18 protein-coding genes are annotated in these 26,821 nt (G+C 45.1%); 10 read left to right on the plus strand and 8 right to left on the minus strand.

Translation table 11 applies throughout. The annotated features are described in order from the left end of the window. Nucleotides 1-833: 833 nt before the first annotated feature. From KIV41_RS18440 to pdxY, 5 genes are all read left to right on the plus strand, one after another. Nucleotides 834-1,280, plus strand: a complete 447-nt coding sequence (locus KIV41_RS18440; RefSeq protein ID WP_010450595.1) for a helix-turn-helix transcriptional regulator — start codon at nucleotides 834-836, stop codon at nucleotides 1,278-1,280. Nucleotides 1,281-1,691: 411 nt separating this feature from the next. Continuing rightward, nucleotides 1,692-3,872, plus strand: a complete 2,181-nt coding sequence (gene speF / locus KIV41_RS18445) for an ornithine decarboxylase SpeF (protein WP_010450596.1) — start codon at nucleotides 1,692-1,694, stop codon at nucleotides 3,870-3,872. Between the two features lie 64 nt (nucleotides 3,873-3,936). Next, nucleotides 3,937-5,247, plus strand: a complete 1,311-nt coding sequence (gene potE, locus KIV41_RS18450; RefSeq protein WP_010450598.1) for a putrescine-ornithine antiporter — start codon at nucleotides 3,937-3,939, stop codon at nucleotides 5,245-5,247. 124 nt (nucleotides 5,248-5,371) lie between these two features. Beyond that, a complete protein-coding gene (locus KIV41_RS18455; RefSeq protein ID WP_010450600.1) occupies nucleotides 5,372-5,560 on the plus strand; it encodes an AbrB/MazE/SpoVT family DNA-binding domain-containing protein in 189 nt (62 codons plus the stop codon). 100 nt (nucleotides 5,561-5,660) lie between these two features. Further along, complete coding sequence (gene pdxY, locus KIV41_RS18460) at nucleotides 5,661-6,527, plus strand: pyridoxal kinase PdxY (RefSeq protein ID WP_285337343.1); 867 nt, start codon at nucleotides 5,661-5,663, stop codon at nucleotides 6,525-6,527. Nucleotides 6,528-6,589: 62 nt separating this feature from the next. Here pdxY and sstT read toward each other — a convergent pair whose 3' ends face one another. From sstT to malT, 8 genes are all read right to left on the minus strand, one after another. Continuing rightward, on the minus strand, nucleotides 6,590-7,807 hold the full coding sequence (gene sstT / locus KIV41_RS18465; RefSeq protein WP_010450605.1) for a serine/threonine transporter SstT: 1,218 nt from the start codon (nucleotides 7,805-7,807) through the stop codon (nucleotides 6,590-6,592). A 258-nt stretch (nucleotides 7,808-8,065) separates the two neighbouring features. Beyond that, entirely contained in the window at nucleotides 8,066-9,142 is a 1,077-nt protein-coding gene (gene rsgA, locus KIV41_RS18470; protein WP_285337344.1) for a ribosome small subunit-dependent GTPase A, read from the minus strand. A 253-nt stretch (nucleotides 9,143-9,395) separates the two neighbouring features. Continuing rightward, entirely contained in the window at nucleotides 9,396-9,698 is a 303-nt protein-coding gene (locus KIV41_RS18475; RefSeq protein ID WP_138942529.1) for a glucose PTS transporter subunit EIIB, read from the minus strand. Between the two features lie 189 nt (nucleotides 9,699-9,887). Beyond that, a complete protein-coding gene (locus KIV41_RS18480) occupies nucleotides 9,888-10,355 on the minus strand; it encodes a copper chaperone PCu(A)C (RefSeq protein WP_285337346.1) in 468 nt (155 codons plus the stop codon). Then, a complete protein-coding gene (locus KIV41_RS18485; RefSeq protein ID WP_285337348.1) occupies nucleotides 10,345-10,956 on the minus strand; it encodes an SCO family protein in 612 nt (203 codons plus the stop codon). The genes KIV41_RS18480 and KIV41_RS18485 overlap by 11 nt, the downstream gene beginning before the upstream one ends. A 9-nt stretch (nucleotides 10,957-10,965) precedes the next feature. Then, the gene (locus KIV41_RS18490) at nucleotides 10,966-11,391 is read right to left on the minus strand and encodes a hypothetical protein (protein ID WP_285337349.1); all 426 of its coding nucleotides are present in this window, start codon (nucleotides 11,389-11,391) and stop codon (nucleotides 10,966-10,968) included. A gap of 199 nt (nucleotides 11,392-11,590) precedes the next feature. Next, complete coding sequence (locus KIV41_RS18495) at nucleotides 11,591-12,508, minus strand: DUF368 domain-containing protein (protein ID WP_045390680.1); 918 nt, start codon at nucleotides 12,506-12,508, stop codon at nucleotides 11,591-11,593. 550 nt (nucleotides 12,509-13,058) lie between these two features. Further along, nucleotides 13,059-15,767: an HTH-type transcriptional regulator MalT gene (malT, locus tag KIV41_RS18500; protein WP_045390683.1), complete on the minus strand. Its 2,709-nt coding sequence runs from the start codon at nucleotides 15,765-15,767 to the stop codon at nucleotides 13,059-13,061. 670 nt (nucleotides 15,768-16,437) lie between these two features. Between malT and KIV41_RS18505 the strand changes: the two genes are divergently transcribed. The 5 genes from KIV41_RS18505 (at nucleotide 16,438) to KIV41_RS18525 (ending at nucleotide 26,763) form a co-directional block, all read left to right on the plus strand. Continuing rightward, nucleotides 16,438-18,891, plus strand: coding sequence for a glycogen/starch/alpha-glucan phosphorylase (locus KIV41_RS18505; protein WP_045390686.1), 2,454 nt, complete (start codon nucleotides 16,438-16,440; stop codon nucleotides 18,889-18,891). A gap of 116 nt (nucleotides 18,892-19,007) precedes the next feature. Next, entirely contained in the window at nucleotides 19,008-21,188 is a 2,181-nt protein-coding gene (malQ, locus tag KIV41_RS18510; RefSeq protein WP_010450621.1) for a 4-alpha-glucanotransferase, read from the plus strand. A gap of 223 nt (nucleotides 21,189-21,411) precedes the next feature. Then, nucleotides 21,412-23,625: a 1,4-alpha-glucan branching protein GlgB gene (glgB, locus tag KIV41_RS18515; protein ID WP_285337397.1), complete on the plus strand. Its 2,214-nt coding sequence runs from the start codon at nucleotides 21,412-21,414 to the stop codon at nucleotides 23,623-23,625. A gap of 213 nt (nucleotides 23,626-23,838) precedes the next feature. Beyond that, on the plus strand, nucleotides 23,839-24,516 hold the full coding sequence (mtgA, locus tag KIV41_RS18520) for a monofunctional biosynthetic peptidoglycan transglycosylase (RefSeq protein WP_088879532.1): 678 nt from the start codon (nucleotides 23,839-23,841) through the stop codon (nucleotides 24,514-24,516). 186 nt (nucleotides 24,517-24,702) lie between these two features. Continuing rightward, nucleotides 24,703-26,763 carry an alpha-amylase gene (locus KIV41_RS18525; RefSeq protein WP_285337354.1) on the plus strand — a complete coding sequence of 687 codons (2,061 nt, stop codon included), beginning with the start codon at nucleotides 24,703-24,705 and terminating at the stop codon, nucleotides 26,761-26,763. Nucleotides 26,764-26,821: the final 58 nt, after the last annotated feature.

The raw sequence follows: 26,821 nt of genomic DNA on the forward strand, positions 1-26,821 counted from the left end.
GGACCATACATTTTTATATCTGTTGCTATACCCAAGTTACGTCGAAATGCTAGGTTCAGTGAGAATGATATGGTTTGTAGGCGAGCGGTGATTGAAGGTCTAGTGAGTCTATGTCAAGAATCCGAGTATACGAGCCAAGACAGCTCGTCCTTCGGGAGCGGGTTATAGACCCGCGTTCTTTTTTAAAGAATCGCTGTGTTAAACAGCTTGGAGAGTGCCCGCTATTACACTGTGCTGTTGTCCTTAAATTCGAATCAATGACAACACGCTGAACTCTGCATCTTGAAGTCACGATAGTGATACACGGTTAGAGTAGTTGCATATTAAAGTATTTCTTACACTAGTGTTAATTTATAGCTACTTCTGCCTTTAAAATTTTTATCCTAAAAATGTAGAAATATTATTTTTTGTTAATGAGTGGATATTTAATAGCGTACACTTTCTGTTCTTATTTCAACATAAAATGGAAACATGATCTGCTTTGTAAATGTTTTTCTTGTATAGAGGGAATTCCCCCCTTGTTTCTTTAACCTAATATAGCTCAAATCAGGTTCGCTAAAAATAAAAAGTAAGTTTGCTCAATAAATGACAAATTAATAACTTTAATGGATACAAATTAGTTTAACTAATAGCAGCTATTAATTTTTGTATTAGTAAAAGCAAACTTTATATTCTGACTTATATTGAAAGCTCATGCCTTTAGTATGGTCTCTAGCGAATTATAATATAGAACGCAGTTCTAAAAGATTTAGGAAGTGATTTTATTTAACATTTTTAGTATAGAGTCGGAGGTTGCTTTAGCCTCCTAGATATACTTTAGTAGAGATTTGTGTATGTTGAGAATCATTAGTGCAGATAAGTTCATCTCATCAAGGTTTATCTTGGAATACAGCAAAGTGGAGTTTGCGTCTTTGTTGGGTGTTTCCGTTGCTAAGATAACCAATATAGAGAGTGGCAAATCTTCGATTCCCCCTGTTTACGATTATGCGATTAACCATTTGCTGAGTGAACACCCTTTCAAAGACAGCGCCGTAGAGGCACTGTGCACGCATGAAACGCTTAACTTTGCACGTAGAGTTGATGTGAACTCTAAGGTGCAACGTTTGTCCTGTAAGCGTTGCGATAGTCGAAGGCTACATGTGATGGCAGGTATGAGTGGGCTTTACTTCGTTGAGTGTATGGACTGTAAACATACGATGTATTCATCGGGCATTGCCGTTAAGCGCTACCAGCAATGGTCAAATGGTGGAGTAAAACTCGATAGCCATTTATTTAATTGATTTTGTATTAACCTACCATTCAAAGTAAAAAGCCATCAGCGTTTGTGTTGATGGCTTTTTTGTTATGTGTTTAAATTTGGTTAAATTTCATCTGTTGATAATCACTAATATTACAACGCCAAGTCATATATAGTGATTGAAATCGCAAAATTTTATTTTCCTAATATTTGTTTTTCAATAATAGCAGTCTAAATCACACAATTTTAATGATTAGTTTCAATAATAACCAAATCTAATATCATCAGCCTCGTGGTTTAAAAGTGATTAAAGTCTCGAAATTTAATTTCGATAAAATAAGTCTTTTAATAATGAACATATAGTCACGAAATTTGTTTTTTGAATTTTAAATATTAATTTCCTTTGTAATATCTGTACCTGTCGTTTTTAAAGAACAAATAAGAGATATTCCAAATGAATCGTTTAGTAATTGGTGTTAGTAATTACATGCCAGAAGATTTTAGTTTATTGTCTGAATCTCTGGATGAAACCTACAATAGATCCCTACAACCATTAGATCATGTTGAATTAACAGATGTTGGCGCAGCTATTATTACCTCTACAGATATTAAAGCTGGTCTACATAAAGCAATTTCTGAAACTGGCTATGGCATTCCTGTATTCCTAGTTATTGATGAAACTCCAGTTTCAGCAGAAGATTATGTTTGGTTGACAGGTGTGATTGATTTAGAAAGACAATCAATCGAGTACTACTGCCGTCAAATCAATGAAGCGGTGACTAAATATGAAAGTCGTTTGCTTCCTCCATTCTTCAAACAATTGACTCACTACGTAGATATGGGTAACTCTGCGTTTGACTGTCCTGGACACCAAGGCGGCCAGTTCTTCAAGAAACACCCAGCTGGTAAACAGTTCTATGATTTCTTCGGTGAAAACCTGTTCCGTAGTGACTTATGTAACGCCGACGTTGATTTAGGTGACTTGCTTATCCACGAAGGCTCTGCGCACCAAGCTCAAGCACACGCAGCGAAAGTCTTCAACTCAGATAAAACCTACTTCGTACTAAACGGTACTTCAGCGTCAAACAAAGTGGTATGTAACGCGTTGGTGACCGAGGGCGACTTGGTGATGTTTGACCGTAACAACCATAAATCAAACCACCATGGTGCGTTAATCCAAGCAGGTGGTACGCCAGTTTACCTAGAAACAGCGCGTAACCCTTGGGGCTTTATCGGTGGTATGGACGAGCATTGTTTTGATGAAGAATACATCCGAGCTCAAATCGCGAAAGTATCACCAGAGCGTGCTCGTGATGAACGTCCATTCCGTCTAGCTATCATCCAGCTTGGTACTTACGACGGTACTATCTACAACGCACGCTACGTGATGGATAAGATCGGTCATCTTTGTGACTACATCTTGTTTGACTCTGCTTGGGTTGGTTACGAGCAATTTATTCCAATGATGAAAGACTGTTCACCACTGTTACTGGATCTGAAACCAGAAGACGCAGGTGTACTTGTAACTCAGTCTGTTCACAAACAACAAGCTGGCTTCTCTCAAACTTCGCAAATCCATAAAAAAGATGCGCACATCAAAGGACAGGCTCGTTACTGTAACCACAAACGCTTCAACAACGCGTTTATGATGCATGCATCAACATCACCATTCTATGCACTGTTCTCTGCACTGGATGTGAACGCGAAGATCCACGACGGCGAAGCAGGTTTACGTTTATGGCGTGATGCTGTGAAGACAGGTATCGAAGCGCGTAAAGAAATCCTTAAGAGTTGTGAACTGATCCGCCCATTCGTACCAGCTGAAATTAATGGTAAGCCATGGGGCAGCTACGACACTGAAGAAATCGCATCTAACAAAGAGTTCTTCATGTTTGAACCAAACGCAAAATGGCACAAATTTGAAGGCTACGGTGAAGGTCAGTACTTCGTTGACCCATGTAAACTGCTGTTAACGACAGAAGGTATTGCTGAAGATGGTGGTTATGCAGACTTCGGTATTCCTGCAACGTTGTTGGCTAACTTCCTACGTGAAAACGGCATCATCCCTGAGAAGTGTGACTTGAACTCTATCTTGTTCCTTCTAACTCCAGCAGAGGATATGGGTAAGATCCGTCACCTAGTGGCACAGATCAACCGCTTCGAAAAATTCATCCGTGATGACGCGCCATTAAGCATTGTACTGCCACGCGTGTTCGAAGCGAACAAAGAACGTTACCGCGGCTACACCATCCGTCAGCTATGTCAAGAAATGCACGACATGTACAAAGAGCTGAACGTTAAAGAGCTACAAAAAGCGATGTTCCGTAGCGAATACTTCCCAACAATGGTTCACAAACCAGATGTTGCAACCCGTAAATACTTCCGTGGTGAGTGTGACTATGTATCACTGAAAGAAGCAAGCGGTCGCGTCGCATCAGAAGGTGCGCTTCCTTACCCTCCAGGCATCCTATGTGTTATCCCAGGTGAGGTTTGGACTCAACAAGTTGTGGATTACTTCCTATCACTTGAAGAGGGCATCAACCGCTTCCCAGGCTTCGCTCCTGAAATTCAAGGTGTTTACCTAGAAGATGTCAATGGTCGCACTACTGCACATTGTTACGTCCTAAAAGATTAATCTACCCCGTTCGCACCGAGCCATCAGGCTCTGGTGCGAACCGTTTATTCGTGGAGAATAATTTATGAGTACTGAAACTAAAAAAATGTCGGTGGTGCAGTTAACCATTTTGACATTCATTAACATGGCGGGTTCGGGCATCATCATGTTGCCAAGTAAGTTGGCGCAAGTGGGCACGATCTCGATTCTATCTTGGCTGATCACTGCGGCAGGCTCACTAGCTTTGGCGTATGTATTTGCAAAATGTGGTCGCTTTAGTAAGCGTGAAGGTGGTATGAACGGTTATGCCTCTTACGCGTTTGGTAAATCGGGTGCATTTATGACCGGCTGGACCTATGGTTTGTCACTACTGATTGCCAATATTGCGATCGCGATTACCTGTGTCGGTTATGGCTCTGCTTTCTTTGAAGTGACGTTATCACCAGTTGAAACGTGTTTGTATACCATCGCTATCCTTTGGATTTGTACCTTTGCTAACTTTGGTGGTGCAAAGATCACGGGTCAAATTGGTTCGTTCACTGTGTGGGGCGTTATCCTTCCTGTTTGTTCTTTGGGTATTGTTGGTTGGTTCTACTTTAGCCCAACAATGTACGTTGAAGCATGGAACCCACATCACCTACCATTTGGTGAAGCGGTAAGTGCATCTATCGCGATGACTCTTTGGGCGTTCCTAGGTCTAGAATCAGCGTGTGCTAACTCAGAAGCAGTAGATAACCCAGAAAAGAACGTACCGATTGCAGTATTGGGCGGTACATTAATTGCGGCTGTGGTTTACATTGTTTCGACTAACATCTGTTCTGGTATTGTAGCGAACTCTGAACTAGCAGCATCAACAGCGCCATTCTCAACGGTATGGACAGTGATGCTAGGTTCTACGGCTGGTAAAGTGGTTGCGGGCATGGCAGTACTTGCTTGTGCAGGTTCACTACTAGGTTGGCAGTTCACTATCGCTTCAGTATTCAAATCTTCTTCAGATGCAGGCTTCTTCCCTAAACTGTTCTCAGAAGTTGATAAACGCGGTACGCCTATCAAAGGTATGGTAGCGATCACTGTGATTCAATCTGCATTGTCTTTGATGACCATCTCACCAACATTGAACGAGCAATTTGAAGCGCTGGTTAACCTAGCGGTGGTAACTAACGTTGTTCCTTACATCCTATGTATGGGCGCAATCTTCATTATGCAGCAAGTGGCTCATGTGCCTGAGCGTGAAATGAAGACGACAAACATTATCGCTCTGATCGGTTCAGTATACAGCTTCTACGCACTGTACGGTTCTGGCTATGACGCAATGATGTGGGGCTCTATTGTAACCTTCCTAGGTTGGAGCGCCTACGGTTTGATTGCATCGAAACACGAACCTTTAGCTAACTAAGCTTTTCAATCGAGCCTTCCCATACGCGGTGTGGAAGGCTCTTTTGTTTTATTTTTAGGGAGACCACCTGATTACTCGCCATTCATAACGTGAAAACTCATTTTTGACATTTGGAGGACGAAAGATGATTAGCCAACCTGTTAAAATCGGTGACGATACCGTCGTAGTCATTCCAAGCGTGATCCTGAGTGAACTCGGGATAAGGGAAGGGGACACCCTCGAAATTGCGCTCAATAAAGACAAAATGGAAATTAAGAAAATGGTACTGAAAACCAACTCTCCAACCGATTCAAACCAAGACGGTGAGAATTGAGTGAGAGAATTGAGGTTTGTCGGATACACTACTGGTTTCGTAAATTGGCGCTTGCCGCTGTCTTTGAACTATTGATAATTACAAGAAGAGGTCTGGTACTATGCAAGGTATCCTCTCTATACAATCGCATGTTTCTTTTGGCCATGCTGGTAACAGCAGTGCTGTTTTCCCAATGCAACGCATGGGTTTCGAAGTGTGGCCTATTCACACTGTTCAATTTTCTAACCACACTCAATATCAAGAAGGTTGGACGGGTCGTGCGTTTTCTGCTGATGACATCAACGAGTTGGTTCGTGGCCTTAGCAATATAGGCGCCCTGGACAAATGCCAGGCAGTGCTTACGGGCTATCAAGGCAGCGCAGAGCAGTGTCTTGCCGTTGCTGAAACGGTCGCAAAAGTGAAACAAGCTAACCCAGAAGCTCTGTATGTGTGTGATCCGGTAATGGGCGCTCCTGACAAAGGCTGTATTGTTGCTCCGGGTATCGCAGATCATTTATTGACTCGTCTAATGCCAATGGCTGATGTGATAGTCCCTAACCAGTTTGAACTGTCTCAATTTGCAGAGATGGAAATCCATACCTTGGATGATGCGATTGAAGCTTGTCAGCGCGCATTAGCAAAAGGTCCCAAAGTGGTATTGGTGAAACACCTGTACTGTCTGTCCGATGTGAGCTTCAATATGTTATTGGCTACGCAGGAAGGTACTTTCCTTGCTAAGCGTCCTCAATTTGAATTTGAAAAAGCACCAGTAGGTGTTGGTGATTTGATTTCAGCGATCTTTACCGCAGGCTTGTTAAAAGGCTGGACACCAAAACAAGCGTTCCAGCATTGTCATGATGCTTGCTATGGCGTATTGAATGCGACTCACCAAGCCGGTGAGTGGGAGCTGCAAACCATCGCGGCACAACAAGAGTTTGTTGAGCCTAGCGAGCATTTCCCATTAGAAGAAGTTGCATCAAGTAAGTAGCTTTGAGTTTAAATAAAAAAAGGGAGCCAATTGGCTCCCTTTTTACATTTTGTATGCGAGTACTATTGCGCTTTTTGCTGTTCTGCTTTGCAAACTGCTGCTGTGAAAATAACGTCCGTTGAGCTGTTTAGTGCAGTCTCAGCCGAGTCTTGAATCACACCGATGATGAAGCCAACTGCTACAACCTGCATTGCTACGTCGTTTGAGATACCAAACAGACCACACGCAAGAGGAATAAGAAGTAGAGAACCACCGGCAACACCAGATGCACCACAAGCTGATACAGCAGCCACGATGCTTAGCAGTACTGCAGTCATTAGGTCTACTTCAATGCCCATAGTGTGAACGGCAGCTAGGGTTAAAGTAGTGATGGTAATTGCAGCACCAGCCATATTGATGGTCGCGCCAAGAGGAATTGAGACAGAGTATGTGTCTTCGTCTAGTTTCAGCTTTTCACAAAGCGCCATGTTAACTGGGATGTTTGCAGCACTTGAGCGAGTAAAGAATGCGGTTACACCACTTTCACGTAGACATTGGAACACCAGTGGGTAAGGATTCTGCTTTGTCTTTACAAAAACAATCGCTGGGTTAACAACTAGAGCGATGACCATCATTGCGCCGAGTAATACAGCAAGAAGGTGAGCATAACCTGCAAGTGCACCAAAGCCTGTCGTAGCAAAGGTAGAAGCCACTAGGCCAAAGATACCAAATGGAGCAAGACGAATAATGAAGCGAACAATGTGAGAAACGCTGTGGCTTAGATCTTCGAATACTGCTTTAGTTGTCGCAGACGCGTGGTGTAGTGCAAGACCAAGACCGACACCCCATGCAAGGATACCAATGTAGTTTGCTTCTACTAGCGCATTTACTGGGTTATCAACCAGTTTGAAGAGTAACGTTCGCAATACTTCAGCAATGCCTTGAGGTGGCATTGCACCTTCAGCACCGGTTACCAGAGTTAGATTGGTAGGGAAAAGGAAGCTCAGAACCACGGCGGTCAGTGCTGCGAAGAACGTACCCATCAGGTATAGAACCACAATTGGGCGCATGTAAGTGTGCTGGTTTTTCTTTTGGTTCGCAATTGAAGCGGCAACCAAAATAAACACCAAAACTGGAGCGATTGCTTTTAAAGCGCCTACGAATAGGCTACCGAGTAATCCTGCGCTTTCAGCATGCTCAGGGGCAATCGTTGCGAGCAACGTACCGAGAACAATACCGACGAGGATTTGGAGAACGAGGTTACCGCGAGCGTATCGGGCAACGAGACTGTTGTGTTGCATACATCATTCCTGCAATTTGATTACTTATCCTGTTTTTATAAATCCAGCCATTTTCTTGCTGAATATCACATATCTTAGCTTGGTAATATTTTGTGTCTAGTTTTAGTTTGTTTTTAGTTTAAATGTTTGCTCAATGTTGATTTAATTGATGTTAAATGTTGTAAAGTATTGTCTGTTATGAAAGGTGTGATTTTATAAAGTTATAAAAAAAGGAGGCGTTAGCCTCCTATGTTCTATGGTTTTTCTGGATGTAACAATCTAGTAACCTTGTTGTCGTTTACGCTTTTCACCCACAACATTGCGCACCATTTTTCCGAACTGTTTGTTCTGCGCTCGCTGCTTAGCGAGAGTCGCACCATTATGGGCTTGTTCTCGCAATAACTTCTGGTAGTTGGTAAAGCGGCGCAACTCCAATGAACCACCTTCAATTGCGGCTTGAACCGCACATCCAGGTTCGGTTTGATGTTGGCAATCATTGAATCGGCAGCTTTCTGCTAGCGCTTCAATATCAGCAAAAGTTTCGCTGACCCCTGCTTCACTGTCTGCCAACTGGATCTCACGCATTCCCGGTGTGTCCATTAGGATTGCACCAGAGCGCAGTAGATGGATTGAACGAGAGGTTGTAGTGTGTCGACCTTTGCTGTCATCTTCGCGAATACCACCAGTTGCTTGTTCTTGCTCGCCAAGTAGGGTGTTCACTAAGGTGGACTTTCCTACCCCAGAAGAGCCGATGAACGCAACGGTCTGGCCTTCGCCACACCAACTCATCAATTTGGTAACGCTCGATTCATCCAGACCATTAACGCTTTCTACCATAAGCAGAGGATCAAGCTTTTGTACCTGAGCTTTAAGCTCGTCAGCATCGTCACATAAGTCGGCTTTTGTCAGCACAATGACGGGCTCGACGTCGGATTCATTGATGAGTGCTAAGTAACGCTCAATTCGGCTAAGGTTAAAATCGTGGTTGAGTGAACACACGATAAATACCGTATCCACGTTGGCGGCGATAAGCTGCTCGGCTACTTTACTGCCCGCGGCTTTACGGCTGAACAAACTGCGGCGTTCAAGCAAACGAGAAAACTGTTGCTGGTGGTTTAATATTACCCAGTCGCCGACGGTCATGCTGGGTAGCGAGGCTTGGATTGGTAAGTGGGTTTCGCCTTGTTCGCTAACCACGACATAGCCACTACGATGGTGAGCAATCACTCGTGCAAAGAGTGTGTCTTCGTAATCGTCTAACGTCAGTTGTTGTTGAAAAAATGGTTTCCAACCTAATAGTTTTAGTGGGTTAGGTTGAGTAAGTAGTGATTCACAAAAAGAATGTGTTTTATTCATTGTTGAATTATCCCGGGCGCAACAAAGCGCCTTAATACAAATCGCATTAGGGTCTAATTCGCATAGAGCTGACCCCGGTGAAGACCGGGCAAAGAAGGGAGGTGTTGTGGCTTAGCCACGAGAAAAAGTGGACGTTTACCCTTTCGCTGCCCAGTTAGTGTTTTTCATTACAATCATCATATTTCCTCTTGGTTGGTGAGTTAACGGCCGGAGTATAGCGGCTGTGATTCGATTCTTACAACTCCTTTGCGTTTTATATGTGTTTTATTCGACGTTCTTCCATCTCTTGTGAATAGGTATTGGCTTTTACGCCATAGATAATTTGGATATGTCGCTCATCAATGATCACCACACCATGTGCCCCGTGTGCTTTCAATGCTTTTTGATTCACGATAGCAGTGTCTTTTAGAGTTAGGCGTAACCTTGTCGCGCAAGCACCGGTTTCCACCAAATTATCCATGCCACCAATAGCGTCAATGATGGTATCAACGTCCTGTTCCAGATTTGGATTCACTTGCGTCAGCATTTTAAATACGCGAGAAAGGGCTTTTAACATGGTGAGAAACTCGTTTGGCAGCAAAGCCTTGTTTATATCTCAGCTGCGGTCTATTGACTCTGATTTAGAACACAAAAGTTAGCATTGGGAAATGGGAGGGCAGCTTATGTTTATTGATAGGAGAAAATGTTGGGGGAATAAAAAAGCTCCTCATACAGAGGAGCTTTGGCTTGATGTACCGAGCAAGAATCAGTGGTGATGTTCGTGCTTTTTCATTCCTGCCATGACTTTCTTCACTGGAGCGGTAAAGCTTTGCTTTTGACCGTTGCCGTAAGTCACAGTGACTTCGATTTCGTCGCCTTCGTTAAGTGGCTTTTTAAGGTCAAATAGCATGATATGCAGGCTGCCCGGTTTTAGCTCTGTGGTTTCTTTTGCCGTTAATGTGATGTGGTCTACCTGACGCATCTTCATTACGTCACCTTCTTTAATCACATCGTGCAGTTCGACTTTACCCGCTGCTGGTGTTTCTGCCGCGACGATATTGATGTCTTCTTGGCTACGGTTAGCAAAAGTGACAAAGACCGCACTAGTGACAGCGCCTGGCGCCATTGCTCGCGCATACGGCTCATGTGGTATCACGTTGAGATTCGCTTGTGCCAAAGGGCTTAGAAGTAGGGCGGAGAGTGCCAACGTTTTGATTGCATGCTTAGCTTTCATTGGTTTTTCCTTCTGCAGTCATTTTGGTTATCGCCTCGACAATTGGCGCAGGCGTTAAGGTATGCGGCACTTTGGTGATGAGTGTGCCGTCAGGCTTTAAGAAATAGAAGTAAGAACTATGGTCGAGCGTGTATTTCAGCTCTGAGCCTTCGAGTTCCGTTTTACGGAAAATAACACCATACTTGTGGGCAAGCGGAGTCGTCACCTCGAGTGGCGCTGACAAACCTTCAATCATAGGGTGGAAGTAGTGAGCATATTTCGCTGATGCATCTGCTTCGTCGCGTTCTGGATCGAGCGAGATGAACATCGGACGTAGCTGGGATTTTTGTGTATCGTCAATTTGATTGAGTGCGCCTGCCAGCATAGCTAAAGATGTTGGGCAAACGTCCGGGCAGCGTGTAAAGCCAAAATAAACGATGCGAATGCGATCATCGCTGGTATCGAAGATATCGACGGGTTTCTCGCCTTCACCAAACAACACGCTTTGCTCCGTTGAGACTTGCTGTTTTTTCTCGACGTTTTTTTGTCCGTCTAGGTAAGTTTTAGTGCCAAAGCCGAGGACAAAAGCAACTACGAGAAAGAGAGACCAATTACGGCTCATATCAATTCCTTATCTTTGCATTTTTAGGGCTGGATAGATGGTGTCTTTGCCATCTGAAAGCTCACCAACCCACGTCATTGCATCGTGTGTACAAACGGGCAATATCACATCACCCACGAATTTACCTGGCGCCACTTTCTTCAGCATGAATTTTGGCTCGCCCATTTCCATTTCTCGCCCAACCAAGCTTAATACAAGCTGATCGGCGTCGCTGTCTAGCCATTCGACTTCGAGCTTCGCTGGGATCAAAGGTTGAGCAGTATCGGCGCTGAGCGTCATCGCAACATCATTTTGGATGCAAGGGTCGGTAGAAAGGAAACAGTATTCATCGAGCGATTTAGGCTCGGGTGCTGAGGAAAAATTTTTGATGAGAGTAGGCGCGTAAAAGCCGGCGACCAGCGCCACGGCTATCCCTGCGATTTGTAACACTTTCATTAAGATTCAGTACTTATCACTTAACATTGAGTGCATCCTAGCACAGATGGCATATATGAAAACTCGTAACTTCGACAAACTGTGCACTATACCCAGTAACCTAGTTTTGAATTGAATCGGGGATATGTACTTGAACCCACACCTATAAAAAAGCGGAGCCCTTGGCTCCGCTTCTAAAATTACTGACGTGCAATTATGGTTATTTGTCTGAGTCTGCAAACTTCTCTAAACCAAGTACCAGCGCGATTGCTGCCAGCATCATCACGACAGCCAACACAAGTTGTGAAGGTTGAGAAGTGATGTGCTCAAACTCAAATGGTGACAGGTTATTTTGCAGTAGTGGTACTTGCTCGCCTTTCGAGTTGGTGCGCCATGTTAGCGTCTCTTTCCAAGGCCAAATCTTTGGTAGCGTGCCGATCATCAAGCCCGTTAGGAACATCAAGGTTAAATCGCGGAATTTGCGTAGTAACCAAGATAGTAGGTGAGAGAAGGACAGAAGACCAACAACACAGCCTACAAGGAACAGCGCAAGGATATCAATTTGGAAGCCTTTAACCGCACCTAAAACGGGAGTGTACATGCCGATCAACAGCAGAATAAAGCTTCCAGAGATACCCGGTAGAATCATTGCACAGATCGCGATAGCGCCAGCAAGAATGGTGTTGATCGCCGTTGGTTCCATGTGGAGTGGTTTAAGTACAGTGATACAGTAAGCGAAGCCAATTCCAACCAACAGCGCAACAAAGCGAATCGCATCACGTTGTTCTACTTGGCGGATGATGTGATATACAGAGACCAAGATTAGGCCGAAGAAGAATGACCAAATTGGGATTGGGTGTGTTTCCAGCAGCCACGTGATCAGCTTTGCCAACGTTGCAATACTGGTAAGGATGCCCGCAAACAATGAGATTAGGAAGAAGCCATTAATGTGATTAAATGCGGCTTTGAAGCCTTCTTTTCTCCAAATTGAAAAAAGAGAAGGGTTAATGCGACGGATACTCTCGAGCAAGGTGTCATAAATACCAGTTATAAATGCGATGGTGCCGCCTGATACGCCTGGTACCACATCAGCAGCACCCATGGCTATCCCTTTAAAGAAGGTAGTTAAATAGTTCATTTCTCAAATACTAAGTCATGTAAGTGGCAGTGAGTATACAAACATTGATGTCAAAAAAGTATGAATTCATATTCAATTTCTTGTAGGGATGTGTAATTAGATAAGATGGCCTAATTCTGATGAGTTAATTATCATCACTTTAGCGTTGTTGCATGTTGCAATTTCATTTCGCAACTTTGTTTTGCATAATGCAATTGTTGGAGAGGGGAAATGATTTGATATGCGACCTTATACCCAAAAATAGCACTTCAAAAGTTGGCACGCTTAATGCATAATACTTTTCGACCCTTCTTAAGCCGAGGGTCACCTAGCCAACTGACGTTGTTAGTGAATAAAATTTGTTCACAATATATATAAGCCAATCGCACTAATTGCGGTTGGCTATTTTTTTGCCTGTTGTATCCCTAGTCATCTTGAGGTTACTTGGGTATATATGTACAACGTTTCTTACGTACTTTGCAATTTGCACTTTTCAAAGATTATTGAGTAATAAAAAAGGGCTGACGCATTACGCCAACCCTTATGTTTACGCTTTATTTAATCCGCTAAATCAGTAACCCATTAGTTGCAACAAGTTCTCAGCTGTCACGATTGCTTCCTTACGGTTGGCAATATTTAGCTTTTGGTACAAGTTGCGAATGTGAGTCTTGATAGTCGTGCCAGCGACATCAAGTTCTTGTGCGATTTGCTCATTACTAAACCCTGAGTAAATCAGGCCAAGTACCTGCCATTCACGTTGAGTCAGTGGGCTCGTACGGACCAACTCTGGTACGTTCGGGTGGTTTACCAGTTTCTCAATAAAGTCTTCATCAAAGTGAATCGAGCGACTGCGCTGGTTTGAAGAAATGTCTTTCATCAATTGCTGAGCGCGATGGCGTTCTAGATCGCCTAGCTCATGACGTAGGCTGAGCTTTTCAAGTAGACCACCAATGGTTGCGCCATCAATGAGGAAATTACCCACCATGCCTGTTTGATTGGTCATGACTAACGCTTCTTTAAGTAGCGTTTTTGCTTTCTCTTCATCTTTTTGCTTAGCCGCCAAAACCGCGTCAACCACTAAGTTACGATTAGTGTCTGTGATCAAGTTTGCTCGAGACGCTTCGCTTTGTAGGAAATCAAGCGCTTGTCGAGCGTCATCATACTGGCCTAAATTGATATGGGCACGAACGATGTTTCGCCACTGGAGTTGAGAGAAATGGTTGCATGCGGACTCTGGTTTCACTGCCGAGTTTAACCATTCTTGAATTGCTTCAGTGTTCCCACGTGCTTGCCAGAACAAAATCAGAGATAACGAGGCGTTTGCCATCCAATCTACGTGATAAGTCGATTGTTTCATCAAATGCTGCATGTGCTCGATGAACTTGCCTGCCTTATCCAGTTCACCGCGGCCAATGGCGATTCGTGCCAGCATTGAGTAACTGTGTAAGTGCTTACTCGGTGAATGGCTTTCTAGGATTTGTAGGCCTTTGTAAGCGCACTCTTCTGCTTCATCTAGGCGGTTCCAGCACCACAGCACTTGTGCTCGGATACGAAGTAAGAACTCATGCAAAGGAACATGTTGCAGTTGTTGATCTTCAATCAAACGGAAACCTGAGTCTTGCAATTCAAATGCAGCTTGAACATAGCCTTGAGCAATTAAGATTTCGCTTTGTTGCAAAATAGCCCAAAGTGCTTGATGGTAAACTTGATATTGACGCGCTAGCTTTTCTGTTTGCTGCATCATAGGTAAAGCACGGTCGAGTTTACCGAGCACGTGGTTTACTTCACCCACGACTGAGGTTGCAACAATGCGGCTACGATAGACGGTGTGGTCTAACTGACTTAATGCCAATTCTGCGAGTTCAAGCGCATGTTCTGGTTGGTTGCTGTTAATGGCAACTTGAGCAAGTAGCGCGTTGGCTTGTCCTTGATAATGAATATCCAGTTCAATGTCGCGTTTACTGTGCTCTTCTTCTGCTTCCGCTAGTAGCTGACCGACTTGATTGTAACGGTGCTGACTTTGTGCCAACCACGCTCTTAGCATGGTGAGTTTAGGGTGACTGAATAGCAGGTCGCTATCTAGTTGATTAATGGCTGACTCTAGCGTGCTTAGCTCACCTTGGTTAAACATCTTCCAGCCAAACTCGTTAAGAATTTCGACAACGAGATCTTTGTCGTTCGATTTTTGAGCATGATGAATCGCTTGGTGAGGTGCTTTCTGTTGCAGCCACGCGACGGCAGCATTGCGGTGAAGATCTTTTTCTTGTTGAGGAATGCGAGCTAAACGTTCGTGAGATAAGAATTCTGCAAACAAGTTATGGAAACGGAACCAATTATGCTCGCCTTCGAGTGGGTAGATAAATAAGCCGTAACGGTTTAATGACTCGATCATCCCCAGCGCATCTTCACGTTGTGTTAGGGCAAACACTAGTCCGTCGTTGAAGTGATCAAGGACAGATACTTGCATTAAGAAATGGCGCGTTTCTGAATCTAGTAAGTCAAATACTTCTTCAACGAGGTAATCCCATAAGTGGGCATGGTTAAACTGAGACACTGATTCGACTGTTTGCGCCAGCGTGCGATTTTGATGCTGGGCTTGGAGGGCAATCAATTGAAGTGCTGAAGGCCACCCCTCTACATAGGTACGTAGGTTATTTGCGGTGTCCTCATCAATACCGTCCTCGATTCGTTGATTAAAGAAGCGAGTGGTCTCTTCGATATCGAACGCCAGCATTTCATTGCCAATTTCGATCATCAGGTCTCGAACACGTAAGTTTGCGGTACCCAAAGGAGGGTTTGCGCGGCTGGTTACGACGACAGTAAGGTTATCTGGCATGTGCTTGAGGAAGAATCGCATGGACTCGTGGACTTCATCATTAGTGATTAGGTGATAGTCATCCAAAACGATGTAGCATTCTTGTTGGAAATCGGCCATTTCGGCGAAAACTTCACTGTATAAAGAGCGCAATGACGAAAACTGGCGCTTCTCCGCCAGTTTCTGAGAGTTCGAGCAGTTGTGATTAGTTGCTTTGTTCAGTGCTTGCAAAAGGTAATTGACGAAACGAAAACCATCATTATCACTGTCATCTATGCTGTACCAGCCAACATTTGGCTTATCTGATAGCCACTGAGCAGCCATAGTGGTTTTTCCGTAACCTGCTGGTGAACGAAATAAAACCAGCTTATAAAAGGGCGCTTGTTGTAGTAGGTCCAATACTCTTGGGCGAACAATGGCATTATGCAATCGTCCTGGGCGAGTAAGTTTAGAAGGGATCCACATTTTATATGTCCTTTGTTTATGCGTATCTAGCAATCAATCCGTTTTTACTTTTTATTGCCACAAGGTGCCTATTCATCTCGTGGATGCAGCACGACTAAAAATGTGGCTAGAGATCACTTAGGTACATGAGCTAGCGAAAAATAATTCTTAAACGAACGTAAACGGGCAGCGTTGGTTAATATTTATACTACTTTCCTATGTGTTGTGGATGTTACGACATCCGAAATGTCTCTTACTTTGATCCACTTCCTAATTCTCAAGAGTTGATGCAATTGCCACCAACTACGCCCTTAATTTGTGATTTAGCTCACTTTAAAATCGAATGTAGTGAACGTGTATAGGCACAGTTGCGCACATATTAAAGGAAGTTTGGTTTTATTCGCTGTTTTTGTGTGATCGAACAGACAGTTTTTACAACAAGCAAAAATGGCGTAATAAATATCGTCACTTTGAAAAAGTAATCTAAGTAACGATGTGATGTGATCCTAATCACTAAGAACTCGTTAAATGAGCCTTGTGTTGAGAGTTGGATCACTAACTTCGCAATGGTCCCCTCTCTACGCCCTACTTCCTACTCCCGTTAAGGAGGAGAAATAGGAGGATGTTTATTCACAGGGGGAAATGCAGGATGTATGGCAGATGAATTAATACAAGACGTGAGAATTTCTTAATGAAACCTACTCAACAGAAAAAATTTGACAAGAAGTCGTTCCAAGAAAGCGTAAAGAAACACCTATCAGTGACTTACGCACACACTATTGAAAACGCAGACAGCCGCGCATGGTACCTAGCAATGGGTCGTGCACTGGCTGAATTCACAACTTGTGATTTGCTTGCTACTGAAGCTGACCCTCGCATCCAAAAAGCGAAAAGCGTTAACTACCTTTCACTAGAATTCCTTATCGGTCGTTTGACTGGTAACAACCTAATCAGCATGGGTCTTTACGAAGAGATCACTGAAGCAATGGCTGAACTAGGTCACAACCTAACAGACCTTCTAGAAGAAGAACGCGACCCATCATTGGGTAACGGCGGTCTTGGTCGTCTAGCAGCATGTTTCATGGATTCATGTGCCGCTCAAGAATTCCCAACAGTAGGTTACGGCCTGCACTACGAATACGGTCTGTTTAAACAGTCGTTCAAAGATGGTCGTCAACAAGAAGCACCAGACGCATGGCGCGGTGTAGAAGGCTACCCATGGGAAGTGGCTCGTCCAGAACTTGCGCAAGAAATCGGCTTCTACGGTCACGTTGAAGTGGTAAACGAGAACGGTAAAGAAGTTCGTAAATGGGTTCCTGGCATGTCTGTAAAAGCAATGCCTTGGGATCTGCCTATCGTAGGTTATGAATCAGACACGGTTTACCCTCTACGTCTTTGGGAATGTCAGGCTATCGCACCATTCTCACTAGAAAGCTTTAACAATGGTGACTACTTCGAAGCTCAGCACGCGCTGATCGACGCTGGTAACATCACTAAAGTGCTTTACCCGAACGATAACCACGAGAAAGGTAAAACACTACGTCTAATGCAACAGTACTTCCACTCAGCAGCGTCTGTACGCGATATTCTACGTCGCCACGAAGCAGCAGGTTACTCGCTAGCGGATCTACCTAAGCAAGAGACTATCCAGCTTAACGATACGCACCCAACTATCGCTATCCCTGAGCTAATGCGCATCCTAGTAGACGAGAAAGGTCTAACTTGGGAAGCGGCATGGGAAATCAGTGCAAACACGTTCGCTTACACGAACCACACACTACTTCCAGAAGCTTTAGAGACTTGGTCTGAGTCGCTAATTCAGCGTCTACTTCCACGTCACATGGAAATCATTTTTGAAATCAACCACCGCTTCCTACAAGAAGTTCGTAAGATGTGGCCTGGTGACGGTGAGAAGCAAGCGAAGCTTTCTATCATCCAAGAAGGTTTCCACCGCATGGTTCGCATGGCTAACCTATGTGTAATCGGTTCTTACGCAGTTAACGGCGTAGCAGCACTTCACTCTGAGCTAGTTAAGAAAGACCTATTCCCAGAGTTCCACGAGATGTACCCAACTCGTCTACATAACGTGACAAACGGTATTACACCTCGTCGTTGGTTGAAGTTCTGTAACCCAGGTCTATCTAACCTTATCACTGGTAAGATTGGTTCTGAGTGGCCAGCGAAACTTGAGCAACTAGAAGGTATTGCCAAGTACGCAACAGACGCGAAATTCCAAAAAGAATTCATGGCTGTTAAGAAAGAAAACAAACAGCGCCTAGCGGATTGGGTTAAAGAGAACATGGGTATCGAGCTAGATACTAACGCTATCTTTGATGTGATGATCAAGCGTCTGCACGAGTACAAGCGTCAGCAACTTGATTTGCTACACATCTTGTCTCTATACCACCGCATTATCAACGATCCAAACTTCGAGTGTACTCCACGCGTATGTTTCTTCGGTTCTAAAGCGGCGCCAGGTTACCACCTAGCGAAAGAGATCATCTTCGCGATTAACAAGATTGCAGATAAGATCAACAACGACCCACGCATTGGCAACAAGCTGAAAGTGGTATTCATCCCTGACTACCGTGTAAGCATGGCTGAAATGCTAATCCCAGCAGCGGACGTTTCTCAACAAATCTCGCTAGCGGGTAAAGAGGCATCTGGTACTGGTAACATGAAGATGGCTCTAAACGGTGCGCTAACTATCGGTACGATGGATGGTGCGAACGTTGAAATCCGTGAAGAAGTGGGCGACGAGAACATCTACATCTTCGGTCTAGACGTTGAAGGCGTAAAAGCAGCGAAAGCTGCTGGCTACAACCCATACGACTACTACAATGCTGACCACCTACTGAAAGCGTCCCTAGACCTACTAACAGGTGACGAGTTCACGCCAGGTCAACCAGGCCTGCTACGCGCTACATTCGATAGCCTACTAGATGGCGGTGACCCATACCTATGTCTTGCTGACTTCGCATCTTATGTGAAAGCGCATGAAGAAATGGGCAAACAATACAAAGACCAAGCAGGCTGGGCTAAGAAAGCAATTCTTAACACCGCCCTAGTTGGTAAGTTCACATCAGACCGCTCGATTCGAGACTATGTGAACAACATCTGGAAACTTGAAGCGGTAAAACGTTAATAGAACCCAGTTAAGACCAAGGTAGCCGAGCGCTACCTTTGGTCATTTCAAAGATAAATTATTGATAACAATAAAACCCTACATGGAAGGTGTTGGTATTACCTTCGGAGAAAGCGATGAAAGAACAAACAGCATTAAAGAAAGTCGCAGACATGGCGCGATTGGCTGACAGCTACGTCAGCGCGTGGGGAGACGAAGCAAAAGTTTCTGAAGAGACTCTGCGCCGCTTGCTCACTTCACTTGGCTACGATACTAGCAGCGATGAGAAGCTATTGGCTTCTGCTGAACGAAAACATAAAAAAGACGTACTAGCCCCTGTTCTTGTTTTACGCGACGGCGATCCTGTCGAAGTGGAACTAAACCTAGGTACGAGTGCTCGTGAGAGTGAATTTAGCTGGCGTTTAGAAACAGAACAAGGAGAGGTACTTGAAGGCTATCTTCAGTCGCAAATTGTTCGTGATGAACGAGCTGAGGGTGGCCCTCTAGTGTTTGCATTGCCAAAGAACTTGGCATGGGGTTACCACAAACTGATCATCAGTCGTAAACGTCGTAAGACTCCTTACGAAATGTCGCTGATCATCACACCGAAAGCGTGTTTCAAACAAGAAGATTTAAACCAACACAAAAAGCTATGGGGTCCAAGCATTCAGCTTTACACACTGCGCACTCAGCACAACTGGGGTATCGGTGACTTTGGCGACCTTAAGCAGTTGGTAAGCGACATCGCATCGCGTGGCGGTGACTTCATTGGTTTGAACCCAATTCATTCATTGTTCCCTGCGAACCCAGAAGGTGCGAGCCCATACAGCCCGTCTTCTCGTCGTTGGTTGAACATCATGTACATCGACGTAAGTTCAGTGCCTGAATTTGCGTTAAGTGCAGAAGCTCAGCAACGTGTTGGCAGCGCAGAGTTCCAGCAACGTCTGCAAAAAGCTCGTGACTCACACTGGGTGAACTACACCGAAGTGTCTGAACTCAAGATGAGTGTTTTACCGCTGCTGTTTAGCGAGTTCAAAGCACGTCATCTAGACAAGAATACTGATCGCGCGCGCGCATTTCTAGAGTTTGTAGAACTTGGTGGCGAAAGCCTACTTCACCAAGCAGCATTCGATGCGCTACACGGTGAACTGCATGCTGAAGATTCAAGTGTGTGGGGCTGGCCAGTATTCCCTGAGAAGTTCCGCACATTTGATTCTGCAGCCACTCAGAAGTACATCAAAGACAACGCAGAACGTGTTCACCTGTACATGTACTTGCAGTGGATCGCTGACGATCAAATTAAAGAAGCACAAGCGCTAGCTGAAGAAAAAGGTATGACGGTTGGTCTGTACCGTGATCTGGCTGTTGGTGTTGCGGATTCAGGCAGCGAAACTTGGGCTGATGATGGCAACCTAGTTCTGGACGCTAGTATTGGTGCTCCACCAGATATCCTTGGCCCTCTTGGTCAAAACTGGGGTCTACCACCGCTTAACCCACAAGTGTTGGAAGCGACCGGTTACGACGCGTACATCAAGTTACTACGTGCGAACATGAAACACTGTGGTGCACTTCGTATTGACCACGTACTTGGTCTACTTCGTCTGTGGTGGATTCCAAAAGGTGAGAAGGCAACTGAAGGTGCTTACCTGTACTACCCAGTTGAAGACATGCTAGCAATCCTAGCACTTGAGTCACATCGTCATCAGTGTTCAGTTATCGGTGAAGATTTGGGTACAGTGCCTGATGAAATCGTGGATATCCTTCGTGACGCAGGTGTTCACTCGTACAAAGTGTTCTTCTTCGAAACATCAAAAGATGACGGCGGCTTTATTTCTCCGAAGCATTACGCTGAACAGTCTATGTCAGCACTGTGTACGCACGATATGCCAACCCTACGTGGCTTCTGGCATTGTGATGACTTGAAGATGGGTCGTGAGATCGGTCTATACCCTGACGAAGAGCAACTAGAAGGCTTGTTTGATGACCGTCTGAAGTGCAAACAAGGCATCCTAGACAGCGTTCGTTGGCATGGTTACCTACCAGAAGGTATTGGTCATGACGCACAATATGTGCCGATGGATACTTACCTAAGTGAAGCGTTGCAGTTGCACGTGGCTGCGGGTGATTCTGCACTGTTGAGTGTTCAACTTGAAGACTGGCTAGAAATGGATCAACCGGTCAACATTCCTGGTACGGTAAATGAGTACCCGAACTGGCGTCGTAAACTGTCGATGAACCTAGATGAAATCTTTAGCCGTGAAGACGTAAATCGTATTTCTAAGCGCCTAACTGAAGTGCGCGCGAAAGCGAGCAAATAAGGTGAAATGAGTGATGTAGCAATTACTTAAATTAATTGTACCGAGGTACGAAAGTAAAGCCTAGGTCACTCATTGAACCGGCACAATCCGTTAGGATGAAGTACCGTTATTATGCCCGCAAAAATAGCGGGCATTTTTGCTTTTTGACGCTGTTAAATTCGATAACAGAGTCTTTTATGTGAATTCACAACGTTTGGCTGTGGAAACCGATGTTCGAAAATATATGGAGAATATCGGGGCTAGGGAGAAAGATTTGAAAACTAAGGTAAAGAAAAACCACGAACGTGCTTACGAACTATTATCTCAGGCGGCTTACTCAGATCCATTTGCGTCGCTTGGTCCATTCATTGATGACGGCGAAGGGTCATTACGTGTGTGGATGCCGGGTGCGGATAACGTCGAGCTAGTCGTCACTGGTGAACCCCGCGTTGCACTTGAGCGCGAAGGCGAAAGTGGTTTTATTTTAAAAGAAAAGCACGACTTAAACCTGACTCATTACCAACTTGCCGTGGATTGGAATGGCGTTGAACAGTTGATCGACGACCCTTACCAGTACCACAACATTTACCAAGAATATGAACACCTGCATACACCAAAAGACATGTACCGCTATATGGGCTCGCAATTTGTGACCCTAGAGCGTGGTGGTGAAAACATCTCTGGTGTTCGCTTCTTGGTTTACGCTCCTCACGCATCGGCAATTAGCTTAGTGGGCAGCTTCAACCAATGGGATGGCCGTCGTCATCCAATGCAACGCCTAGACTACGGTATCTGGGGCTTGTTTATTCCTGGTTTGGAAGAGGGCGTACAATACAAATTTGAACTCAAAGGTCCGAATGGGGAAGGGCTTCCTCACAAACAAGATCCTTGGGGCTTCTACTCAGAGCAATACCCATCTTTCGCATCGATCACTTACGATCACAACCGTTACCAATGGCAAGACGCGAAATGGCAGAACCGTGCAGTGACGCAAAAGCGTGATGAAGCACTGTCTTTCTACGAGCTGCACGCAGGTTCTTGGAAACGTAATGAAGATGGTGATTTCTTAAACTATCGTGAACTGGCTGCTGAGCTTGTGCCATACCTAGTAGATATGGGCTACACTCACGTTGAGCTAATGCCAGTTTCTGAACACCCGTTCTTTGGCTCTTGGGGTTACCAACCAGTAGGTCTGTTTGCGCCAACGAGTCGTTACGGCTCACCTGATGATTTCAAGTTCTTTGTTGATGCGTGTCACCAAGCGGGTCTTGGTGTAGTACTGGATTGGGTTCCAGCACACTTCCCATCGGATGATCATGGCTTAGCAAACTTTGATGGTACGCCACTGTTCCACGACCCAGATCCGCGTCGTGGCTGGCATCAAGATTGGAACTCATACATTTACGATCTAGGTCGTGAACATGTGCGTCGTTTCCTTGTGTCTAACGCGCTGTACTGGTTCGAGCAATTCCACATTGATGGCATTCGCGTAGATGCTGTTGCGTCGATGCTTTACCTTGATTACTCACGCAGCCATGATCAATGGATCCCGAATGCGGATGGCGGCAATGAGAACTATGATGCGATCGCAACTCTGAAGTGGATGAACGAAGAGGTCTACAAACACTTCCCGAACGCAATGACCATTGCAGAAGAATCGACCGCATTCCCAGGTGTATCCGCGCCGACCTTTATGGGCGGTTTAGGCTTCGGCTTTAAGTGGAACATGGGTTGGATGCACGACAGTCTTTCTTACATCCAAGAAGATCCTATTCACCGCAAATACCACCACAATACCATCACGTTCCCGCTTGTTTATGCACACAGCGAAAACTACGTATTGTCGCTTTCTCATGATGAAGTGGTGTACGGCAAAGGCTCTATCCACAACAAGATGCCAGGTGATGAGTGGCAACAAACCGCGAACCTACGTGCTTACTACGGCTACATGTATGGTCAACCGGGTAAGAAGCTAAACTTCATGGGTGCAGAGCTTGGTCAAACCGCAGAGTGGAACCACGATGACCAGCTACAGTGGTTCTTGCTGGAGTTTGGTCGCCACCAAGGCGTGCAAGCACTGATTCGAGACTTGAACTACTTGTACCGCAACGAAGCGGCGATGCACGATCAAGATTGTGTGCCAGCTGGCTTTGAATGGCGTCTACAGGATGAGGCGGAAGCAAGCATTCTTGCGCACGAGCGTATCAGCCAAGATGGCGAACGCGTATTAGTGATCAGCAACTTCACGCCAGTGCCGCATGAGCGTTTCCGCTTGGGCGTACCAATGGAAGGTAAGTACGAACTTCTGTTGAATACTGACGACGCGAAATACGACGGCAGCGATTTTGAGGTGCTGACTAGCGTAGAAACAAAAGAAGTAGAGAGCGAATCGCTACCTCAGTCTCTTGAGCTGCGTTTACCGCCACTATCAACCGTATTCTACAAGTTGGCAAAGTAAGTTGAGTTAGCAAAACAAACGTAACTAGCCAAAATTCATAATCAACATCAAGCCCGCTTTACAATTTAAATCGGGCTTTTTTTAACCAATTTTTGACCTTGTAACCTTGTTGTTCTACCTTGAATCAGGCAATCTTCGCTCCCATTTAATTAAACAGCCACAAATAGAGATTCATCAGTGGCGTACCCCTTACTCTGGTTAGGCAAATAAAGCATGCTGAAAAGACTGAAGTTGTTTCTATTCAAAATTTCATTGGTTTTGTTACTGACTCCCGTGTTGTTGGTGGGCTTCGTCAAATACGTTAATCCACCAGTGTGGGGATGGAAGATCAGCCGCATGATCTCGCCACCAGAAGGGTACCCAGAAAGTAGCCAACAAGAGTGGGTGCCATTGTCTGAGATTTCAAAAAACATCCAACTGGCAGTGATGGCAACGGAAGATCAGAAGTTTCCTCATCATTATGGGGTGGACTTTGATTCGTTGTTCAAAGTTATTTCACAAGCCGGTGAGAATGGACCTTCTCGTGGTGCTAGCACGATTACTCAGCAAACCGCCAAAAATGTCTTTTTGTTCCCTTCTCACTCTTATGTACGTAAAGCGTATGAGCTCTACTTTGCCCTGTTGATGGAAGCGATGTGGAGTAAAGAACGCATTCTCGAAGTGTATTTAAATGTGGTGGAGTTCGGTCCCGGTATCTACGGTATCGAAGCGGCAGCGCAAAACTATTACGGCATTCATGCAAGCCAATTGACCCAATGGCAAGCGGCAAGATTGGCAGTGGTCCTGCCTAATCCTTACAAAATTAAAGTGTATCCGCACACTAACTACACTCAACACCGCACCAATTGGGCGCTAACCCAAATGCGCAATCTGGGCAATGTGCAGCTGTAGATATTTGGGGCTTAATGTCTTGGCAAAACTCGGATAAATAGAACTACGCCCCGATAAAAGCAAAATGTGAAGCATCACAAGCTTTAGGGCGTAGCCTTTTAGAATGATGTGTTCAGTATTTCATCCATTTATTATTAGCGTGAATAAAACTAATAACTTAGCGTTACTTTTCCAATGGACTGAACGATGAAACTGAATCTGATTACGACCACTTTATTGCTTGCATCGGCAAGTGCCATCGCCGAGCCAAACATTACCATTTCTACCACGACCAACAGTCGAGACTTTCCATTAAGTGCTGAGCAACCTCTGGTTGTGCCATTAACCAAAGATGGCTACACGCTCAAAATTACGGGCGTTGAAGGCGACTGTGTCGCGCCTGATGGTCAGAAGGTGAAATTCAACAAACCTATCGCGCTGAACTGCGGAAAGCCAACGGAACTGCCGTTAAAAATCCGCTTTACCGGCGATTACTCTTTCGCTTTTGATGCAGAAGCGAAAACACTGCGTTTTAAGCGTGAACCTAAGAAAGCCGCAAAGACTGAATTCAAACGTCCAATTCCACAAGTGCAATGTGAAGTGTACCAAGGTGGGGAAGTCACGATCGCACTGGGCAATAGCTTCCCTGACGGTACGAAGTTACGTGATGCCTATTCGGGTCAGATGGTGGAAGTGAAAGATCAACAAGTATCGCTGACGCCAAGTAAAGGTTCTGGCGGTTTGGTGCTACTAGAGCCAGTGAAGAAAACCAAAGAAGCAGTGCCGTTCGACTACCGTAATGCCAACATTTACTTCGTGATGGTCGACCGTTTTAACAACGCCGATACGAGCAATGACAACAGCTATGGACGCAAGAAAGACGGCAAAGAGGAAATCGGCACTTTCCACGGTGGTGATCTAAAAGGTGTGATCGAGAAACTGGATTACATCAAGAGTCTAGGTACCGATGCTATTTGGCTATCGCCAATCGTCGAGCAAGTGCATGGCTTTGTTGGTGGTGGCGATAGCGGCTCATTCCCATTCTACGCTTATCACGGTTACTGGACGCGTGATTTCACCAAGATTGATGAGAACTTTGGTAACGAAGATGACCTTAAAGTGCTGGTGGAAGAGGCGCATAAACGTGGCCTCAAAGTCTTGATGGACGCAGTAATCAACCACACTGGCTACTCAACGTTAGCCGATTTGCAATTTGACGGTATTGAGGTGTTAAAACCAAACGCTGACCTACCTAAGAAGTGGGGTGATTGGCAACCAAAAGCGGGTGAAAATTGGCATAGCTACCACCAGAATATTGATTACCAGAGTCCAAACTGGGCGAAATGGTGGGGCGGCGACTGGGTAAGAACGGGTTTACCGGGCTACCCTGCACCGGGCAGCAGCGATATCACCATGTCATTGGCGGGTTTACCTGACTTTATCACTGAATCAGACAAAGCCGTGAAGCCAGCGCAATGGCTATTAGATAACCCGGGCACACGTGTAGAAGCGCGTGACAATTACACCGTCTCCGATTATTTGATTGAGTGGCAAACTGACTGGGTGAAACGCTTTGGCATTGATGGCTACCGTGTCGATACGGTGAAGCACGTAGAAGGTGATGTGTGGAAACGCTTGAAAGAAGAAGCTTCGAGCAGTCTTGAGCAGTGGCGTAAAGAGAACGGCAAATCAGGTCAGCCATTCTGGATGATGGGCGAAGTATGGGGACATACAGCATATCGCAGCCCATATTTTGACGATGGCTTTGATGCGTTGATTAACTTCGACATGCAGAAGAAATTAGATAAAGGCGCGGCGTGTTTCAGCCAAATGGCAGACACCTACCAAAGTTACGCAGACACAATCGCCAACGAGAAAGACTTCAACCCAGTGAGCTACATGTCTTCTCACGATACCGAGCTGTTCTTCTCTCGCTTCAAAGACTACGGCATGCAGCGTAATGCTGCGAATGCACTGCTTCTAAGCCCTGGTGCTGTTCAGGTTTACTACGGTGACGAAGTGGGTCGTAACATTGGTCCTTACGCGGATGATTTCCACCAAGGCACACGCTCTGACATGGTATGGAAGCTATCTGATGAGAAGCAAGCGCTGCTCAAGCATTGGCAGACACTTGGTCAGTTCCGTAAAGCGCACCCAGCGATTGGTGCGGGTGAGCATCAAGTGATTAAACAAGAAGGCGCGTACGTGTTCTCTCGTTCGCTTGGCAATGACAAAGTCGTTGTGGCGTTTGTAGGGCGCGATAAGTAACCAAACGTTCTTTATTTCGATAAATAAAAAGCCCTTCCTTGAGATATCAGGGAAGGGC

This window comes from Vibrio sp. D401a (assembly GCF_030248515.1).
In the GTDB taxonomy this organism is placed as follows: domain Bacteria; phylum Pseudomonadota; class Gammaproteobacteria; order Enterobacterales; family Vibrionaceae; genus Vibrio; species Vibrio rotiferianus.

What these genes read in the sequence shown, in the direction of transcription:
- mtgA (WP_088879532.1), top strand. Translation starts at nt 23,839, where the DNA reads ATGCTGAAAAGACTGAAGTTGTTTCTATTCAAAATTTCATTGGTTTTG.
- KIV41_RS18440 (WP_010450595.1), top strand. Translation starts at nt 834, where the DNA reads ATGTTGAGAATCATTAGTGCAGATAAGTTCATCTCATCAAGGTTTATC.
- malT (WP_045390683.1), bottom strand. Translation starts at nt 15,767, where the DNA reads ATGTGGATCCCTTCTAAACTTACTCGCCCAGGACGATTGCATAATGCC.
- KIV41_RS18505 (WP_045390686.1), top strand. Translation starts at nt 16,438, where the DNA reads ATGAAACCTACTCAACAGAAAAAATTTGACAAGAAGTCGTTCCAAGAA.
- KIV41_RS18480 (WP_285337346.1), bottom strand. Translation starts at nt 10,355, where the DNA reads ATGAAAGCTAAGCATGCAATCAAAACGTTGGCACTCTCCGCCCTACTT.
- pdxY (WP_285337343.1), top strand. Translation starts at nt 5,661, where the DNA reads ATGCAAGGTATCCTCTCTATACAATCGCATGTTTCTTTTGGCCATGCT.
- KIV41_RS18455 (WP_010450600.1), top strand. Translation starts at nt 5,372, where the DNA reads ATGATTAGCCAACCTGTTAAAATCGGTGACGATACCGTCGTAGTCATT.
- KIV41_RS18525 (WP_285337354.1), top strand. Translation starts at nt 24,703, where the DNA reads ATGAAACTGAATCTGATTACGACCACTTTATTGCTTGCATCGGCAAGT.
- malQ (WP_010450621.1), top strand. Translation starts at nt 19,008, where the DNA reads ATGAAAGAACAAACAGCATTAAAGAAAGTCGCAGACATGGCGCGATTG.
- potE (WP_010450598.1), top strand. Translation starts at nt 3,937, where the DNA reads ATGAGTACTGAAACTAAAAAAATGTCGGTGGTGCAGTTAACCATTTTG.
- KIV41_RS18490 (WP_285337349.1), bottom strand. Translation starts at nt 11,391, where the DNA reads ATGAAAGTGTTACAAATCGCAGGGATAGCCGTGGCGCTGGTCGCCGGC.
- sstT (WP_010450605.1), bottom strand. Translation starts at nt 7,807, where the DNA reads ATGCAACACAACAGTCTCGTTGCCCGATACGCTCGCGGTAACCTCGTT.
- KIV41_RS18485 (WP_285337348.1), bottom strand. Translation starts at nt 10,956, where the DNA reads ATGAGCCGTAATTGGTCTCTCTTTCTCGTAGTTGCTTTTGTCCTCGGC.
- speF (WP_010450596.1), top strand. Translation starts at nt 1,692, where the DNA reads ATGAATCGTTTAGTAATTGGTGTTAGTAATTACATGCCAGAAGATTTT.
- KIV41_RS18495 (WP_045390680.1), bottom strand. Translation starts at nt 12,508, where the DNA reads ATGAACTATTTAACTACCTTCTTTAAAGGGATAGCCATGGGTGCTGCT.
- rsgA (WP_285337344.1), bottom strand. Translation starts at nt 9,142, where the DNA reads ATGAATAAAACACATTCTTTTTGTGAATCACTACTTACTCAACCTAAC.
- KIV41_RS18475 (WP_138942529.1), bottom strand. Translation starts at nt 9,698, where the DNA reads ATGTTAAAAGCCCTTTCTCGCGTATTTAAAATGCTGACGCAAGTGAAT.
- glgB (WP_285337397.1), top strand. Translation starts at nt 21,412, where the DNA reads ATGGAGAATATCGGGGCTAGGGAGAAAGATTTGAAAACTAAGGTAAAG.